At 74.2% G+C, this 18,981-nt stretch carries 2 protein-coding genes; both read right to left on the bottom strand.

The features are described 5' to 3' along the window. Positions 1 to 10 precede the first annotated feature (10 nt). On the bottom strand, positions 11 to 10,447 hold the full coding sequence (locus ACH34T_RS27660; protein ID WP_396023837.1) for a neuraminidase-like domain-containing protein: 10,437 nt from the start codon (positions 10,445 to 10,447) through the stop codon (positions 11 to 13). A 17-nt stretch (positions 10,448 to 10,464) separates the two neighbouring features. Further along, positions 10,465 to 18,780 carry a SpvB/TcaC N-terminal domain-containing protein gene (locus ACH34T_RS27655; protein ID WP_396023836.1) on the bottom strand — a complete coding sequence of 2,772 codons (8,316 nt, stop codon included), beginning with the start codon at positions 18,778 to 18,780 and terminating at the stop codon, positions 10,465 to 10,467. Between the last annotated feature and the right edge of the window lie 201 nt (positions 18,781 to 18,981).

Below are 18,981 nucleotides of genomic sequence, written 5' to 3'. Positions count from 1 at the left end.
CCGGTGTTCCTCACGTCCCCGGACGGCCGGACGTCGTGTAGGTGCAGAGGAGGTGGAGGGCGGTGATGGCGCCGGGGAGGTTCGGGAAGAGAAGGTCGCCGGACGGGTGCGGGCGCACCGGGAGGTCGGCTTCCAGGACGCCGTGGAAGAGGCAGGGCCAGTCGGCGCCGGCCACGCAGTCGACCGGGACGCCGCAGCAGGTGCAGGGCTCGTCCGGACGGTGGGCATGGTGGGCGAAGAACCGGACGGGCAGGACGGACGTGCAGCCGGGGTCGGCCACCTCGACGAAGATCTCGGTCCGCGTGACGCGGAGGTCGCAGCCGCCGGGGACGTACGGGAACAGCTCGCGGGTCAGGCGGAGCGGCCAGGGGCGGTCCGGGGTCTGGAGGCGGTACCAGTCGTCGGGGAGGTCCCGCCGGACGTCGATCAGCCGGAGCCCGGCCCCGGGGAGGCGGCCGGCGGCGGCCGCGCGGGCGGCGGCGCGCAGGACGTCGCCGCCCTCCCGCGCGGTGTAGTTGACGAGCATGACCACGTCGCTGAGGCTGCCGGGCGGGAAGCGGTTGTCCTCGGGGGGCAGTTCGACGCGCCAGCGGCTGACGGCGCCGCGGAACTCGAACGGCAGGTAGCGCTCGTCGCGAAAGTTCAGCTCGAACATGCCGGAGTCGTTCTGGCCGCTGGACGTGGCGATGGCCTCGGTCGCGTCGTAGGCGTGGACGATCCGGGGATCGTCCGGAACAGGGTCGTACCCGGAGGCCGGAGCGGCGTCGCATCCGGAGGCCGGGGCGCGGTCGTACCTGGAGGCCGGAGCGGGGTCGTATCCGGAGACCGGAGCGGGGTCATATCCGGAGGCTGGAGCGCGGTCGCATCCGGAGGCTGGGGCAGCGGCGGGGGTGCAGCGGGGGCAGGCGCCGGTCGCGCAGGGGCAGGTGCGCGGGGTGCCGCCGCCGGGGCAGCGGCACGGGCCGGGCGCGGACCGGCCGGACGGGGCGCCGCAGCAGCGGGTGGGCGCGGCGCGCAGGGACGGGTCGACGCGGGTCTGGCTGCTCAGCAGGGTCAGCCGGCAGTTGACGCTGACGTAGGGTCCGACGACGCAGGGGATCGTGAGGGTGACGTTCTTGATCCGCCGCATGTAGTGGCCGGGATGGTCGAGGTCGAGCAGCCATTCCGGGATCTCGATCTCGCAGTAGCCGGTCTGCTGGAGTTGCAGGAACGCCATCGGGAAGTCGGCGCGCAGGGACAGGTGCCGGGTCAGCTCGTACTCGCGGCAGTTCTCCTCGATGTAGACGGTCTCGATCCGGCGCAGCGCCAGGTGGAGGCGGTCACCGGCGAGGAGGCCGTCGCGCAGCGAGTCCCAGGCGGGAGAGGGCAGCGCGGGGGCCGGGGTGCCGCGCTCGTGGACGAAGGCGCGCCGCGTCCGGCGGGCGAGGCGGAGCGCGAGGTCGTACAGGCGGCGGTGCAGCGCGGCGGTCTCGCGTTGCAGGTGCAGATACAGCTCGGCGCTGGAGAACCGGTCGCGCAGGTAGTCCTGGACTTCGCGGGCGTGCTCGATCTGCCGCCGGTGGACGTTCAGGTCGCGGAGCGCCGCGTCCCGGTGCCGTTCGGCGGCGAGGATCTGCCGCTCGATCTGCTGCAGCTCGACGCCGATCACCTGGACCTGGTGGCGCCACTCGTCCTCGCGGCGCTGCCAGCCGCCCTCGGTCAGGCTGAGGCCGCCGGTGGTGCCGGCGTTCTCCGCCACCGAGCCGAGGATCCGGGCGGCCGTGCTGAAACCGGCCGCGAGCTTGTTGCCCAGCGGGAACTGGTTGAACTGGAGCGGGGTGCCGGCGATGCCCGCGACGCCCAGCCAGAAGTCGGGCGACAGTCCGATGCCCTGGGCGATGCCTTCGGACACGTTGCCCGCGATCCGCGAGGCCGTCGACACCACGGTCATGGCCTCGTAGCCGATCTCGCCGGCGTTGTTGCCCGCGCGGAGCAGCGCCTGGTGGTACGCGAGCCTGGTCAGCGCCCCCTGCTTGGTCTTCTGCAGGGCCTGGACCTGCCAGTCGGCCTCCCGCCACTGGAACTGGCGCGTCCGCAGGCCGAGCTCGGTGAGCTGCCGCTCGTGCGTCGCGCGCAGCGAGGCGAGGGCCTCGGCGTCGCCCTTCTCGTAGGCGGTCAGCAGGCTCGCGCCGAGCGAGCGGACTTCACCGGCCAGGTCCAGCGCCTTCTGGACGAGGTACGTGAACCGGTACGGGCCGACCGGGCCGTGGCAGGACGTCCCGTCGCAGCCCTCGGCGCAGACGTCTTCGGCGTCGGCGGGCACGTCGGGGCCGCGGTGCAGCCGATGGGCGTCGATGTCGTGCCGGACGAGCTCGAGCCGGTCGCCGGTCCGCTCGTACAGGGCGAGGAGGCGGGGGTTGAGCGGGGCGGGCCGCGCCATGAAGTGCGCCAGCTCGGCGGGGTCGTCGTCGGTGGCGGCGGCGATCCGCCTCGGCGGGCGGCCGAGCAGCCGGGACAGCACGTCGAGCAGGACGCGGGCCTGCCGCGCGCCCTCCAGGTCGCCGCGCGCGAACGCGGCGTCCGCGGCCTGGGCGAGGGTCTCGGCGTAGGACAGCAGGACGTCCCGGCGCCGCGCCACGTCGTCACCGGACGCGAACGTCCGCCACGTGTTGTCGGAGTCGAGCGGACGGTACGCGAGGCCGTACCAGGCCAGCGCCGCCTCGTGGCGGCAGTGGGCGCGCAGCGCGCCCGCGACGGCGGACGCGACCGGGAACGGTGACAGGGGCAGCAGCGGCGCGCCGGGCGGCCGCATCGTGAAGTACGGGTAGGCGGCCATGGCGCCCGGGTACGTGACGTCCGGCGGGTCCGGGGCCGTGACCAGGGGCAGGACGATCGCGTCGTCCTGCGGCAGGTCGTAGCGGAATCCCGGCGCCGTGGGGTCGGAGTGGCCGGTCGGGCGTTGCGCGTCCGGGACGGTGAAGCGGAGCGAGTCGCCCGTCCGGCCCTCGAACACGAGCCGCAGCGTGCCATGGCCAGGACGGAGGCGCACCCCTTCCGCGCTCCGGCGCGGCGGCTCGAACCTGCCGTCGCGGACACGGCACCAGTACAGGTGCGCGCCGTCCTTCGGGGGCCAGGCGAGCAGGCCGGGCAGCTTGTCAGGACGGTGCCAGTCGGACGTCTGGTCGGCCGGGTCCTGCGGGGTCGACACCACGACACCGGCGTCCGCGTCCTGGACGGCGTCGGCGTCGGCGTGCACGGCCGCGCCCGCCAGCCAGAAGTAGTACTCGTCGATGCCGTCCTCGGGGCGTTCTTCGCCGCAGTCCCGGCAGCAGCCCGCGCCGTGCCCGAACGGGGCGAGATGCGCCGACGCGGACGGGACCCCCGCCGCCGCTATCCGGACGAACGGGACACCGAGCGAGATCGCCGCCGTCAGCCACAACGGCAGCGCGCGCCCCTGCCCGCCCGTTTCGAGTTCCCGGGAGGTCCGTTCCTGCAGGGCCTGCGCGGCATGGCGGTCAACTGGCCCGCCATTGTCTCCGTTGCTGTTGCTGTTGCCGTTGCCGTTGGTTGCGGCGGGCAGGGTGATCGAGGCGAGCCAGGACGGCTGTGCGGGCGGCGCCGGGGTGCCGAGCAGGCCGAGGCCTTCTGGCGCGGGAGAGAGCAGGCGCTCGACGGCGAGCGTCCCGTCCTGGAGCAGGGTGAGGCCGGGGTGCTCCGGCGGACGGGTGCCGCGCCACCAGGCCAGGCCGCCGGGGACCGGGACGGTGAGCGAGTCCTCGCGGAGCCGCGCGTCCAGCATGCGGAACGCCTCCGACCAGCGCGCCTCGCGCAGGTCGTCCCACTCGATCCAGTTCTCCGGGTACGCCTCGCGCTGCACGCACGCGCGCCATTGCGCGAAGGTCGCGAACCGGTTCCGCCACAGTTCGCGCAGCGCATAGGGAATGGGCAGCGACGGCTCGACGCCGAGCAGCGCGCGCTGCATGAACGCCTGGACGGCCGCCACGCCGTCCTCGATCCGGGTGACCCGCTGGACCAGGCCCGCCTGGACGTCCTGAAGCAGCAGGTCGGAAATGTCGCGGGGCGTGGCGGCGAACCGTCCGGGCCCGCTCAGGTAGGCCAGCAGGGCCCGCCTGGCCCGCTCGCGCAGCCCGTCGTTGAGCCGCCGCAGGTCGGTGTAGCGGCGCGGCTCCGCGTTCTCGATGTAGGCGTCCTCGACGAACCGGATGAGGTCGGCGGTGCCGGAGGTCGGCGGCGTCCCGACCGGCGCGCCGGGGTCGTCGGCTGCCCACAGGTAGGGGTGGACGGCGTCGAGATCACGCGGGACGAGCCGGTCTGTCACTCGGTGCAGGAGTCGCGAGCCGAGCCAGGCGCGGATCGCCCAGCGTTCGTCCTCCAGGTCGTGCGGGCCCAGCCGGTACGGGTCGGGCGGGAAGTCGAAGTAGGCGCTGACGAGCGGGGCGTGCCGGGCGTCCACGCCGAGGTGCCGCAGCAGGTTGACCGGGTCGTCCGGCTGCTGCTCGGACACCTCGGCGAACAGCAGCCAGGCCGGGCGCTCGCGCGCCAAACCGGTCTCGTGCCGCAGGTCGCAGTAGTCGTAGAGGCGTTCCCAGACGTCGAAGAGCGCGGCCTGGCGGGGACGTCCCGGGTCACTGCGCTGGTCGTCCACGACGTCGGTGAGGTACGGGTCGCCGACCGGCAGCAGGTCGGGCGAGAACCAGGCGTGGTGGGTGCCGAACGAAGCCGACCCGGTGCGCGGATGGGACGTGCCCGCGAACGCCTCGGCATGCGCGAGCAGGTAGCCCAGCTCGGACTGCCGGTAACCGGGCACCGGCTCCGCCGACAGCCCGAACCGGTGCGCGACGAGCAGTGCCTTGAAGGCCCGCTGGTAGGTGCGGCGGATGTCGCGCAGGCTGCTGGTGTAGAGGCCGTTCAGCCAGGCGGCGGCGTTCTCGCCAGGACGGATGGGGGAAAGCGCCCGTCCGATCGCCGTCGCGCCCGCCGCCGCGCCCGTGGTCGCGCCCGCCGTCGCGTCCGCCGTCGCGTCCTTGTCGAGGGTGGTCGGGTCGCGGACGACGCCGCTGCCGAGCGTCGTGTCCTTCGCGGCGCGGAACAGCCGGTCGAAGGGCAGGGTGGTGACGGCGTCGCCGGTGTCCGGCCCGGCGTAGCCGAACCGGAATCCGGTGCGGGTCGGCTCGGTGTCGGTGCGTCCGGCGAACTTCGGCTTGGCCTGGCGGGCCTCGATCGTGATCTCGTACGTGCCGCGCCGCAGCCGCAGCGGACCGGACACATGGCCCGGCGCCTCGTCGCCCGGCATCCCGTGGTTGAGGACGGCCCAGGTGCGCTGCCCCCGGCGCAGGACGACCAGCCAACGCCGCCCCTCGCACCAATCCCCATGCTCGTCCGGGTCATGGTCATGGTCATGGCCGTCGTCGGAGGGCTGGCCGGCGTTGAAGCGGTAGACGCCCGCGTGCTCGACGAGCAGGACGCCGTGCCAGCGCACCGCGAACGGCTCGGCCCCGCCCAGCGGCTCGCCCGTCGCGTCCAGGAGGGCGAGGCCGTTCCGGACGCTGACGTACCGCTCCTGCTCCTCGGTCAGCTCCAGATCCATCGCCGGGAGGACAGTCGGAACCGGGGCGTTCGCCGCGTTCCGGACGTCCCCGAACGCGTCCAGCGGCCCGCGGACCTCGCGCCAGCGCAGCGCGCCGCGCGGGGTGTCCGGACGGTATTCGCCGACGACGCCGGTCCCGCGCAGCCCGAGCAGCGCGGCGAACGCGCCCGCGCCCGGCCGCCAGGGCCAGGTGACGTCCGGCGGGGCGCCGGAGTCGTGCTCCCACGGGGTCAGCCCGAAGTTCTCGTCCGCCCAGAGCCCGCGCAGGATCAGCCACGCCGCGTCGGCCACCGGACGGGGATCGCCTGGTTCGGCGCCGGTCGCGCCCAGCACGTGCTGGGCGAGATGCTCGGCGACGACCCGGCAGCGCCGCACGAACAGCGCGTACGCCTTCTGGAACAGGGCGAAGCGGAAGTCGGCGTCCCCTTCCTGGACGAGCGACTCGATGGCCTGCACCGGGTTCTCGAACAGCGCGGCGAACGGCGCCCACGCGGCCCGCGGCGCGAAGTACAGGTCGCGGACCGCGCGGCGCTCGGCGGGGTTGAGCGGGCGCAGGCGCAGCAGCCGGTCGAGCACGTCGGCGTCGCGCAGCGGGAGCAGGCAGTACAGCTCCTCGGCGGCGCGGTCGTAGGCGAAGCCGCCTTCGGGCGGGCCGCCGGCCCACATGTCCGGGGAGGTGTCGGCGGCGGCCAGCGGCACCGCGAAGCGCGTCTCGGCCGCGCTCACCGGGATGCCGCGGCGGCGCAGTTCGGCGGCGAAGAAGCGGCGGCCGAGCAGGTCGAACGGGTCAGGAGCGCCGGAGGGGGCGCCGGCCGGTGTGGTGTAGCCGAAGTCGGAGCGGAGCGATGCGGCGATGCGCGGCCACGTCCAGGAGGCGGTCTCCTCGTCGGGCACCGTGACGTCGCCGAGCGCGGCGCGGAGCGTCCACAGCGAGTGCGGGCCGACGCCGTCGAACGGCTCGGATCCCTGTGGGGGGTCGCCCCCCCACACCCCCCGGAACGGCTCGGATCCCTGTGAGGGGACGACCCCCCACACCCCCCGGAACGGCTCGGTTTCGCCGAGTCCCAGCGGGTCGTCGGTGGCCTCGTTGCGGTCCTGGAGCGGGAACGGGTCGTCGCCGCCCAGGTGGGCGTCGGTGGTGAACAGGAACAGCAGCTCGCCGACGGTGAACGGGGACTGGTAGATCTTCAGCAGCGCCTCGGCGAACCGCAGCGTCGCGGCGGGACGGGCGTGCCAGGTGTCGGACGGCGTGTCCGGGTCGAAGCCGCACAGCACCGACAGCCGGTCGAGGTTCGCCGCGATGATCTTGATCAGCTCGGGGGTCGTCTCCAGGGCCGGGTTCGCTTCGCCCGCGGTCTCCTCGACGCCGTCCAGGAGCAGGGCGACGGCGAGCCTCCACTCGGCGGGGGTGACGCCGTCCGCCCACAGGGCGAGCAGCGGGATCCGGCCCAGCGGGCCGGCCTCGACGCCGCCGCCGAGCGGCAGCCGGAGGTCGTCGCACAGCATGAGCAGGGCGGCGAGCTGGCGCGGGAAGTCGGGGTTCACCGCTCCCTCCACGGTGAACAGCGACAGGACGGCGTCGACGTCGACGAGCGTCCGGAACGTCATGCCGCCGCCGCAGCGCCCGCGCAGCGCCCGCCACAGCCGCACGACCAGGGCGAGCCGGACGAGCGCGGCGGACCGGTCGGCGTCGTCGCGCTCGCCGAGGAACCGCACCCGGTACTCCTCCGGGTCGCAGGGCGGGCAGTCGGGCAGCCGCCCGTCGCCGTCGCCGCCGCGCCGCCGGGGGATCTTCACCAGGTCGAACGGGACGATCTCGCTGCGCTGCAGCTCGGCGAGTTCGCAGTACTCCAGGCCGGTGCGCGCGAGCAGTTCGGGGAGCAGCACGGCGGTCTTCGACCAGTGCGTCCTGCCACTGCGGGCCTGCGTGAACCCGTACAGCCGCCACGCCGCGGGCACGTCCTCGGACGGCTCCTCCCCCGGCGTGCGGGTGAAGAACATCGCGTATTCGTGCGCGCCCAGGCACAGGTATTCGAGCGCCGTCTCCAGCCGGACGGGATACCGCCAGCGGTACGCGGCGAAACCGTCCGGCTCGTGGGCCGGGTCGATCGCGAACTCGGTGATCCGCTTGCGGAACCGGCGCATGACCTCGTACCGGTTGGTCCCGGCGGCCTGGAGGTAGGAGCGGACGGTGTCGAGCGCCTGGTCGTACGGCAGCAGCGGTGAACCGGCGTCGTCGCGCAGCGCCGCGTAGGCGGCGGGCAGCGGCGCGGACGGCGCGGAATGCTCCGGAATGGCCGCGAGCAGCGTGCCGGGGTCGTGCGCGTCGGGACCGGTGAGCGCGTGCCCGCCGACCTCGTCGGACGCCGTGTCGAAGACCGCGCCGTTCAGGGTGCCGCCGCCCGCCACGGCCGCGGCGAGATGCTCCAGGCTCTCGTTGACCAGGTCGACGGACGGAACCGGCGTCGCCAGGTTCGCCTCCGTGGCGTGCAGATCGCCGAGCGGCCCGCGACGTTCGTCCAGCAGACCGCCGAGCGTCTCCTCCTCCACCGGGAAGGGCTCCGCGCAGGTGCTCGCCGCCGACAGCCGCAGCAGCTCGCTCAGATACGCGACGAGCCCGAACGGGGACAGGTGCTCAGGCGGCAGGCAGTCGGTGAGCGTGCCCGGGTTGACCGGCGCGAACCCCTCGCCCTCGCCCGGCGGGTCGACCTGCGAGCCGCCCGCGGCCTCCTGGATCTCCGCCGCGTACGGGTACGCGACCGTCCCTTCCAGGGCGCGCTCGAAGTCGTCCAGGCTGAGCGCCGTCACCGCGTCGACCGTCGTGAAGCCGCGCGCGTAGAGGGCCTCCATCAGCGAGAACCGCAGCTCGGCGGCCGCCTCGCCGGGCGCCGCGAACGCGGTCAGCACGTGCAGTGCGTCGATCGCGTCGAGCGCCGCGAGCAGCCACGCTCGGGCCTGCGGGTCGCCGTGGAACACGTCCAGGACGGCCGACCGCGTCGCCTCGGGATCGCGCGGGGCGCCCGGCGTGTACGTGCCGCCGCCGTGCGCCGCATATTGCGCCTCGAAGGCGGCGAAGATATCGGGGCTCGGCCGCTCCAGCGTGGACGGGGCCCCCGCCGCCGGAGTCGTCGCCGACGCCGGGGAGAACGGGACGGTGAAGAACTGCCGCAGGTGCCGCAGGAACGCGTCGACCCTGTCCTCGGGCGTGCTCGCCGTGCCGACCTCGGTGAACGGCGGCAGCAGATCGAGACGCGGCGCCGCGCCCGGCGGCAGGAACAGCGTGCGCCACCGCTCGTCGGTGACGGCCCGCAGCCCGGCCGCCGTCGTCACGCCCAGCTCGGCGGTGATCGCGGTGATGAGCGGCGCGAAGCCGCCGGTGACGGCGTGCAGCAGCAGGTTGAGGTACGCGGCCGCGCCGGGCCCGGACGCCGTCGCAGGCCCCCAGAAGTCGGCGTCGATCGTCCCGGTCTGCCCGGCGTGCGCCAGCCAGGACTCCACGAGCGGACGGACGGCCGCGTTCAACGCGACAGGCGGCGCGGGCGCCGCGGCCTGCCCGATGGCGCGCAGCCGCCGCGCCGCCTGCGCCGGGACGAGCGCCGCCCCGGAAGTGGCGACTGACCCGGACGTGGCGGCGGGCGGCTCGGCGGCCGCGACCGTGCCCGCCTCGATCGCGGTCTCGATCGTCACCAGCACCTTCGCCTCGGTGTCGGCGCTCGCCATCGCGAACCGCTGCGCCACGTCCACCTGCGGCGGGAGCTGAGCGCCGAGCGCGTAGAAGTACGCGGCCGGGACGACGAACGGCGGATTCAGCGCGCCGCCCGCCGGGTCGCCGGTGAGCAGCACGGACGCGTGCCGGAGCGTCGTGCCGTCCCCGGTGCCGGGCGGGAGCGGGAACGTCAGCAGCGCGGAGCGCGCCCCGTCCACCGATCCCTGCGCCGGGCCGGGGCCGGTGAGGTTCTCGCCCGCGCTGAGCCGCTCGCACATCATCGCGGCCCAGACCGCGTACACGTAGCCGGTCAGCCGCAGCGCGTTGCCGTCGTGCGTCGCGTAGTAGCCCTCAAGCTCGGCCTCGAAACGGCGCCGGTCGTTGTCGGCGTCCTCGGCCTTGACCAGCGGGTTCGGCTGCGGGGTGGTGTACATCTCGGCAAGCGAGCGCGGCTCGGGCGGCGGCGGGTGGATCGCCCGGTCCCACTCGATCTCCGCGGCGACGTGCCGCGCCTGCGCCGCGGACAGCGTGGTGCGCTGCGCGATCGTCCGGCCGTCGGCGGGGTCGAGCGCGAGGACCGCGTTGACGGCCTCGACCATGGCCGCGAAGTCCGGCGGGGCGCCGTCCGGCGGCAGCTCCAGCTGCCCGCCCGCGCCGGACGCGACGGCCGGCAGCACCGCGTACGCGCTCGGCGGGAGCGCCACCACGTCCTTGAGCAGGACGGGCAGCGTCCCCACGGTGACGACGGACGCGTTGAAGTCGATCCGCCGGTCGGCGATCGGCCTGCCGTTCCTGGTGAGCTTCAACCGCAGGTCGAAGGCGGTGCCCGACGGATATTCCGGACGGCCCGCGGGCGGGTTCGCGACGATGACGGCGGTGGCGGCCGCCGCGGGCTCGCGCGTCGTCGGCGGGCTCGGCGGGAGCCCGGTGTCCACGAAATGCTGGACGATCGCCGTCCTCGTGAGGTCGACGCCGAGGTCCGCGACGGAGGCCGAGGTGAACACCCCGCTCGCCGTGCCGAGGGACACCCCGTCGACCGTCGAGCCGAAGCCGAGGTCGAACGCCTCGACGGTCAGCCCCGACAGCGCCGCCGTGAACCCCGCGCCATCGACCGGCCGGGTGGGGCGCAGCCTCACGATGATGAGAGTGGGCATGGGCCTCGTCCTTTCCCCTACTTCCAGTACGACTTGATGAATCCGCCGATGGCGCCCGCCGTGGCCCCCACGGCGGCTCCGACGGCGGTGCCCACCCCGGGCACGACGGAGCCGACGACCGCGCCGATCGCGGCGCCCGTCGCGGCGCCCGCGAGGGTGCCCGCGGCGACGCCCGCCTCGCGGCTGCCGGTCGCCTCGGTGACGGCGCCCTCGACCTTCCCGCCGACGTAGCCGCCGGCGACGAGGCCGCCCGCGGCGATGCCGGTGACCGGGTTCGCGGACAGCGCGAGCGCGCCGCTCGTCACGTTCACCGCCGCGTCGGCCTTGTCGGCGGTCGTCTGCGCGGTCGCGGCCTGGTGCACGCCCGCCGCCAGGGCCAGCGGTCCCGCGACGCGTCCGACCACCCGCAGCGCCGGGGCCGCCGCCCGCAGCACGCGCGCCGCCCCGCCCGCGACCTTGGACGCCGCGCCGGTCGCCCGCGACAGCACCGTGGCCTTCTTCGCGACCGAGGCGCCGGTCTCCACGGCCGCCTCGGCCGCGGGGGCCGCGGAGGCCGCGCTCTCACCGGCACCGGTCGCCGCCTGCACGGCCTCCGCGGCGGGGGCCTCCGCCTGGGCCGCGGTCTGGGCGACCGCCTGCGTGCTCGCCTCCGCCGCCGCACCGGTCTCCGCGGCGGCGGCCGCACCGGTCTCCGTGGCGGCCGCCGCGACGGGCACCGGGCCCGCCGCCGTCCGGCCGTTGACCGTCACCAGCTCGACGCCGTAGACGCCGTACTTCTGGTTGATCACGCCGCCGCCGTACTTGATGTCGCCGATCTTCTCCGCGACCTGGGCGGTGAGCTGGTCGCCCTCCGCGAGCGACTGCCCCTTCCTGACGGCCACGAGATCGAGGTTGTGGGCGCCCTTCGGACCGCGCGGCTTGCCGCCGATCTCCGCGATCTCTCCGCCGACCACGCGGACCTCGGAGTAGATCCGCTCGATGTCGAGGAACGGGGACTCGGCCGTCTTCAACCGTCCGAGGAGATCGGTGACCTGGGCGTGCGCCGCCGTCCCGAAGGGGCTCGCGCCGCGCCTCGTGAAGTCGAGCGCCCGCCCGGCGCCCGTCTCGAACCCCGCCTGGTTGCGGAGGAACGTGAACAGGTCGTCGATGTTGTTCCCGCCGGGCGGCGTCCCCTGGCGTCCGGACGGGTCGGTCAGGCGAAGCGGGTTCGCGGCGACGTAGACGTACGGGGACGGCGAATCCCGCGTCCCGGCCGGGTCGGGGCTGATCCAGCGGCCGAGCCACGGCGCGTAGAACCGGGCGCCGTGGTACTGGAGCCCGCTCTCCCGATCGCGTTCCCGTCCGGTGAACCGGTATCGCTTCGGCGCGGCGCGCGCGCCAGGTGCCACGGCCTCATGGGCCGTGCTGCCGTACGGGTGGAACTCCTCCAGGGTGAGGACGCGTCCCTGCTCGTCGAGTTCCAGCGTCGGCGAGCCGAGGTGGTCGTCGAGCTGGTGCCGGACGAGCAGGCGCGGCCCCTTGTCGTCGCCGCGCGTGCGCTTCTCGATGAGCGCGACGCGGCGGTCCTCGTCCAGGACGTGCAGGGTCGTCCGCTCCAGGGTCACCTCGCCGTCCGGCGCGTACTCCCGGAACACCTCGAACGGGCCGAGATAGAGGCGCTCGCGGACCCGAATCCGCTCACCGCCGTCGCCATCGCCATCGCCGTTGCCATCGCCATTGCCGTTGCCGTTGCCGTCGAGGCCTGGCCGGTCGGTGACCTTCCGCACCCGGGTGCCGGACGAGTCGTAACACGACCAGGTGGCCTCGGACAGCGCGCTCTCATCCTCCTCATCCGCGTTCGGCGGACGGTGGGCCGTGACGTGCAGGCGGTCTTCGGCGTCCCAGCCGAGGAACGCGAGACCGGGCAGCGCGGTGGCGTTGCCCTGCGGATCGTGGTCGAGGCGCACGCCGTCGACGGCACCGAGCCGGTTGCCCGGGACACCGGGTTCGAGGAGGCTCTCCTGGTCGTAGCGGTAGGTCCGCGTCCAGCCGGGCGTGGCGGCGTCGGACACCGCGTGCACGATCTGGAGGAGATTCCCGACCGGGTCGTACTCGTACCGTTCGGTGTAGCGGCTCATCGCGCCGCCGTCGTGGGGGTGGAGCGGCGGCCGTCCGCCCCTCGAAGGGCCGGGCGGGCGTAGGCCGTCGGCCTGGGCGAGATGCTCGCGTCCGGTCGCCTCGACCAGCCGGTAGAGCGCGTCGTAGCGGTACCGTCCGCCCGGCCGGACGACCTGGTTGCGGAAGAACAGCGTCTGCTGCGACTCGTCGCGGACGGATGTCACGTTCCCGGACGGGTCGTACACGTACCGGAGGTCTTGGAGGCGTTCACCGTCCCGTTCAGTGACGATGCCGCGCAAGAGGAACGTGAACGGGTCGTAGGCGTACCGGGTGCGCGCCCCGTTGCCGTGCTCGACCGCGACCCGCTGACCGCGCGCGTTGTAGTCCACGCCGGTGACGACAGGGACGGGCTCTTCGCCGTCGAGCCGCGCGTCGGGTTGCGCGTCGGGCCCCGCGTCGGGCCGTGCGTCGGGCGGCGCGTCGGGCCGGGCGTCGAGCCGTTCGAGGAATCCGGCCGGGTTGTAGGACGCGGTGATCGTCCCGCCGTCCGGCGCGGTGATCCGGACCGGGCGGCGCTGCGCGTCGAACGCGACCCGTCCGGTGTACCGCTCCGGTTCGAGGTCGACCGGGCCCGACCAGTCGGGCGGCTCGCGGAAGTCGCGGGTGAGCTGCCGGGTCGCTTCGGCGAGGTTCCCATCGGGGTCGTAGCGGTCGTGCGTGACGACCCCGGCCCCGTCGAACGTCCGGTGGACCTGCGTGCGCAGGTTGCGGGCGGCGGCATCGGGAAGTCCCTCGCCGTACTCGACGCGCTGGTGCTCCCGCTCGCCCTCGATGCCGGGCCCTGCCACGAACGACCGGACAGGACGGTGCAGCGCGTCGTACTCGGTGCGGAACACGAACCCGCGCGCCGTCCAGGACGAGCAGGCGGCGCCGAGGACATCCCGCAGGACGAGCCCCGGCCCGCTGTCGACACTGGCGCGGCGGATCAGCCCGCCCGCCAGGTCGTAGCCGATCCGGGTGACCGCGCGGCCGAGCGGATCGCGGATCTCCCGAGGACGGCCCTGCACGTCCAGCCGGACGAGCGTCCGGTGGTATTGGTCGCCCGCCGTCCCGTCGGCGCCCCGGTCGTGCCGGACGGTCAGGAACGAGCGGCCCAACGAGTCCGACCAGGCGCGGGACGGGGTCCCGGCATGGGCGAGGGTCTGCGCGGCGGCGCTCCGCTCGTCCGCGCCGAGCTCGCCGGTGATGCGCGCCTCGTACCAGGTCCGCCAGGGCGTTCCGGCGGCGTCGAGCCCGTCGAGGTAGCGGCCCACGAGTCCGCGGACATCGGGGTCGGTGTCCGGGCGCAGCGCGATCGTGTCGTTGGCGTCCCAGGTGGCGAGCCGCCACGGGTCGAAGACGACCTTGTCGTAGCCGCCGTCCGGGTGCAGCGTGGCGACGGCCCTGCCGACCGGGTCGTAGAACACGACGGCGCTCACCCCGGCGACGCGGGCGAACTCGAACGCGTGGGTGGCGCTGAAGAACGGCTCGTAGCGGCGGACCGGCAGGCCCTTGTTGTTGTAGATCGTCCAGCCGGTGCCGCTCCAGCGCGGGCGGCCGTCCGCGTCCGGCTCGGCCTGGGCCTTGTGCTGCGCCTCGCGTCCGGTCCCGTCGGAGTAGGTGATCAGCTGCTGGAAGCCGGGTGGCTGGCCGTGCGCCTGGGCGGGCGGCTGGGCGGGCGGCTGGGCGGTCACGTGCTCGGTCCGGCTCAGGAGCGCCGTCGCGGACGGACGGGGTTCCGCGTCGGCGCGCGTGCGGTGGTACGCGTTCGGGTCGTAGAGGGTGCGGCTGGTCGCCCGCCCGAGCAGCCGCTGCGCGCGGCCAGGCGTGTGCGGGTCGGCGAAGTAGGCGAGCAACTCGGCCTCGTCGGGGTCGAGGTCGAGCCCCGCAACCGTGTCACCGAAGTCATCACGCGCATCATGGGAATCGTCGCGGGCGTTGCTGTGCGGTTTGCCGCGGACGGCGGTGGCGGTGAGGCGGCCGAGCGCGTCGTAGGCGGCCTCGGTCAGGTTGCCGTTGGCGTCGCAGGTGACCCTGGGCTGGAGCACCCGGTAGTCGTAACCGCCCGGCAGGACGCGGTCGCCGTCCCGCACCCCGACGCTGACGACGTTGCCGACGGCGTCCGTGGCGGAGACGACGAGCAGGTCGTACGGGTCGTATTCGAGCCGCGTCGTGGCGCCGAACGGGTCGGTGAAAGCGTGCGGGAGGTAGAAGCGGTCGGCGGGCGGACCGCCGTCGCCGGGCGTGAACAGGACCCGTCCGGACGGCGCCCACCAGGCCCCGTCCTCCCGCACGTACCCCGCCGACACCAGCCGGGCCGCGTCGACCCGGTCGCCGTACTCGGCTTCCAGGAGATCGTCGGTGAGCACCTGCCGGACGGTCTCGTACGGCAGCGCGAGCGGTTCGAGCACACCGAACGGCAGCGGACCGCTCAGGTCGTCGCGCCAGAACACAGACCGCTGCCGCTCCAACAGCCGCCGCGCCGCCCCGCCCGTCCCACCGCCACCGCCACCGCCGCCGCCATCGCGGTCGCCACCGCCGCCGCCGTCGTCGCCGCCGCCACCGCCGCCATCGCCATCGCCGTCGCCATCGCCGTCACCGCCGCCGTCACCGCCGCCGTCACCGCCGCCGCCACCGCCGCCGCCATCGCGGTCGCCGCCGCCGTCACCGCCGCCGCCACCGCCGCCGCCATCGCGGTCGCCGCCGCCGTCACCGCCGCCGTCATCGTCGCCCTCGCCGTCGTCGCCCGCGTCGCCGTCGTCGAGGTAGGCGTCCCAGGCGGTTATCGGGAGGTCGGCGGTTATGTGGTCGAGGGCGTCCCGCAGTTCGGCTTCGCCGAAGCGTTCGCCGGACGGGCGAAGCCCGACGACCTCGGTGGCCTGCTGCTCGCACTGCAAGGGCGTCCGGTAGTCGGCGCCGGAGTCGATCGCGTGCGTGTACCGGTTCTCGCTGACCAGCACACGGACGCGCGCCTGCTCGGCACGGTCGGCGTCGGTGAGGACGGGGTCGGGATCGGGGTGGCGCCGTCCATACGCCACCTCGACCGAGCGCAGCACGTTGCCGTACTCGTCGACGTCTAGGACGAATCCGTCCCGGACGCGCGGGTCGGCGACTTCGCGGCCGTCCACGACGTACCTGGCCCGCTCGTGCTGTTCCTCGTGGGAACCGGCCTGGTAGGACGTGAAGACGGCGGGAACGTACCCGTCCTTGCGCGGGGAGCCGTGACCCGCCTGGCGCAGCTCCACCGTGTACGCGTGCTCGGTGACGGTGTACGGACGCGAGCTCTGGGGCGTGTCGTCGAGCCCGTACGTCTCCTGGCGGAGCAGGCGTCCCCGGAGCGCCCGCGCGGCCTGCCGCTCCTCGTCCGGGGTCAGCGGCGCCGGACGCGCCGGACGTCCCGGCTCGCGCACCAGAACCCGCGTCGCCTCCCCGGCCGCCTGCCCGGCCGCCTGCCCGGGCGCCCCGGTGTGGAACCACGACCGGATGAGGACGGGCGCGAGAAGCGTGCCCGGCTCACGATTCGCTGCGCCCGCATGGCTATCGCTGGACGGGTCGAGGGCGCCGATCTGCTCCGTGTCCCATTGTTCGACCATGCCGAACCCGCCGAACTCGCGCTCGACGCCGTCGAAATGGCCGTCGTGGTAGGCGTACCGGGTCGTGAACACATTCCGGGACACGGCGTCGCGCGTCTCCACCCGCTCCACCACATGGACCGGGAATGGGATTCGCGTGGGCCACGGACGGCCCGCCGCGCGGTCGGCCGCATAGAACGCGGTCGACGTCGAGTACACGACCGACGTCTCCGCGCCGAGGTTGTTGCGCATTCCGGTGAGCAGGTACGGCTTGCCCGCGCGCATCAGGTCGACGTACCGCAGCGGCGAGGACGCGTCGTCCGGCAGCGGCGAGGACCAGACGAGGCACAGCGTCCCGGTGCCGAGCAGGTCGATCGCGCTCACCTGGACCGCCGAGTCGACGCGCGGGAACCGGACGTCCAGCTCCCCGGCCACCGACCAGCCGTTGCCGGAACGGTTGGCGTACATGCGGACGCCGTCCGCGCCCAGGTAGATCAGGTCGCTCGTGCCCGATCCGTCCACGTCGGCGAGGATCACCCGCCGGGCGTCGAACTCGTCGGGACCGGCGGGCCGGGGCGCGTGGTCCATCACGATGCGGCGTCCGAACCGTCCGTGCCCGAGGCTCGGCCAGTAACTGACCTCGCCGCTCCGGACCCGGACCAGGTCGGCCAGCCCGTCCCCCGTCATGTCGGCGAACTGGACGGTCTCAGCGACGTCCCCCGACCGGATCCACGCGTCGGCGTCAGGGGCGGCGCGGGGCGGGGTGGTCCGGCCCGCTTCGCCGAAACCGTCCTCGCCCAGCGACCTGTACCAGGTCAGGTCGTCGTCGCCGAGGACGAGGGCGTCGGCGAGTCCGTCGCCGCTGAGGTCCACCAGCCGGGTCCGCGACCCGTCCTGCCAGTCCAGGACGGGCCGCGAGCCGAACGGCCGCCATTCCGTCCAGGTTCCGCCGGTGCGCTCGCTGAACCCCGGGACCGGGCCGTCGAACGCGACAAGATCGAGATTGCCGCCCCCGTCGAGGTCGAGGAGTTCCCGCCGTCCGCCCGTCAGCCCGGACGGGACGGGCCGCGACCCGACGACCCGCATGGGCCCGAACCGGCCGGACGCCAGGTTGGCCTTGTAGAACATCTCCCCGGCCTGCTCGGTGAGGATGCCCGGCAGCCCTTCGCCGTCCAGATCGGCCCAGCGGTAGGCCGGAGAGGTGAGGCCCGCTGGGAGGTTCTCGGCGGACGCTGACGCGGACGCGGTGTCCAGGCGGCGCACCTCGTTGCCGAACTCCGCGGGCGCGTACGTGAACTCGACCGGCGGCATGGCGCGCGACACCAGCGTCCCGTCGTCCCCGCGCCGGAACCCGCGCCTGGTCACCGACGCCAGGGTCGCCAGCCCGGACGGACGCTGCACGCCGTAGGCGAGGTCCAGCGACTGGACGAGGCAGTCGGCGCCGGTTCCGGGCTCGTCCGGGAAGTGGTGCAGCAGCATGAAGCGACGGCACAGCCGGTACGTGCGGACCTCGAACCCGGCGCGGTAGGCCGAGAACGGGTCGGAACGGCACGTCCAGGAACGTTCCTCCGCGCCGCCGTCGCCGTGCTCGCCGTAGTCGAGGACGAGTTCGAACATCCAGTCCGTGGCGGGCACGTCATCGAGCGACGGGCGGGGCGCGTCGTCGAGGGCCAGCGGCTTCAGGTTCCCGTACCGGACGCGCTTCAGGTGGCGGGCGGCGGTCCGGGCGGCGGGGTCCCGGCCGTGCTCGTGCGGTGCGGACACGTCGACGTCCGCCGCGTCCTCCGCCTTGTACTCGTAGCGGATCGCGTTGCCGCGAGCGTCGACGCTCGCACAGGCCAGCCAGGTGAAGACGCGCGCGGGGTCGGACGGGTCGGCGATCCGGGCACCCGCCGTGCCGCCGAAGAGGGTGGTGACGTTGTCGCGGCTGGTAACACGCCAGTGAGTGCCACCACCGACCGCATCCACCTGGCCACCCCGATCCGCCCGATCCACCTGATCTGTCTCGTCGGTCTCGTCGATCCAGCGTTCGATCCGGGAGAACGCGGCGTCGACCCTCGGCCGGTACCGGCGGACGACGTACCGGCGGCCCCCGCGCCGTACCCGCCGGGTGCCGCCGACCGGGACCAGGTCGTCGCCGCCGACCAGCTGGAAGGTGTCCTCGTCGGCGGCCGGACCGGCGTCGCCATGGCGGTCGCGGTAGCGGGGAACGCCCCGGTCGGTCCGCCGGGTGACCGCGGGGACGTCGAGGTTCCAGCCGAGCCCGAAGACGCCGCCGCCCGTCCCCGAGTCGTAGACGAGCGCCATCGACGGCGCGAATCCCTGCCGCGCCGGGCTGACCGGGAGCGGCACCGTCAGCGTGCCGGTCCCGTTGGCGGGGTTGGCGGCGAAGGTCTCGCCGATGTCGCGGATCGCCCCGCCGCCCTTGGGCACCGAGATCACCGGACCGGCCCCAGGACCGAGCCGGGCGGACGCCTGATCCGGCACCGCGGCGGGCGCACCGCCTCCGTCCGCACCGGACCTGTCCTCGCCGAGCCCGTTCCTGCCGAACCCGCTCGCGGTCTGTCCGCCCGCGCCGAACCCCATCGGATCGGGCCCGTTCGGACTTGTCTGCCATGGCATCATCGACGGCCCCCGGGAAAAAGGGCACCGCACCGCGGGTAATTCACCGGCCGTGACGGCGCACACCAATTTCGATCTTTCGGCCGACCGACCCTTGACCGTCCATGTAACAGCTAAGCAGAGACCTTGTAAGTTGTCGCCGCTCCGTCAAGAAACGACCACGTCCGAAGACGGCCATTCCCGCACCGATTAGCCGACAACACC

It is taken from the genome of Actinomadura sp. 9N215 (assembly GCF_044326345.1).
In the GTDB taxonomy this organism is placed as follows: domain Bacteria; phylum Actinomycetota; class Actinomycetes; order Streptosporangiales; family Streptosporangiaceae; genus Spirillospora.
Note: the sequence above shows the minus strand (reverse complement) of the source record. Positions and strands in the feature narration are given on the sequence as shown.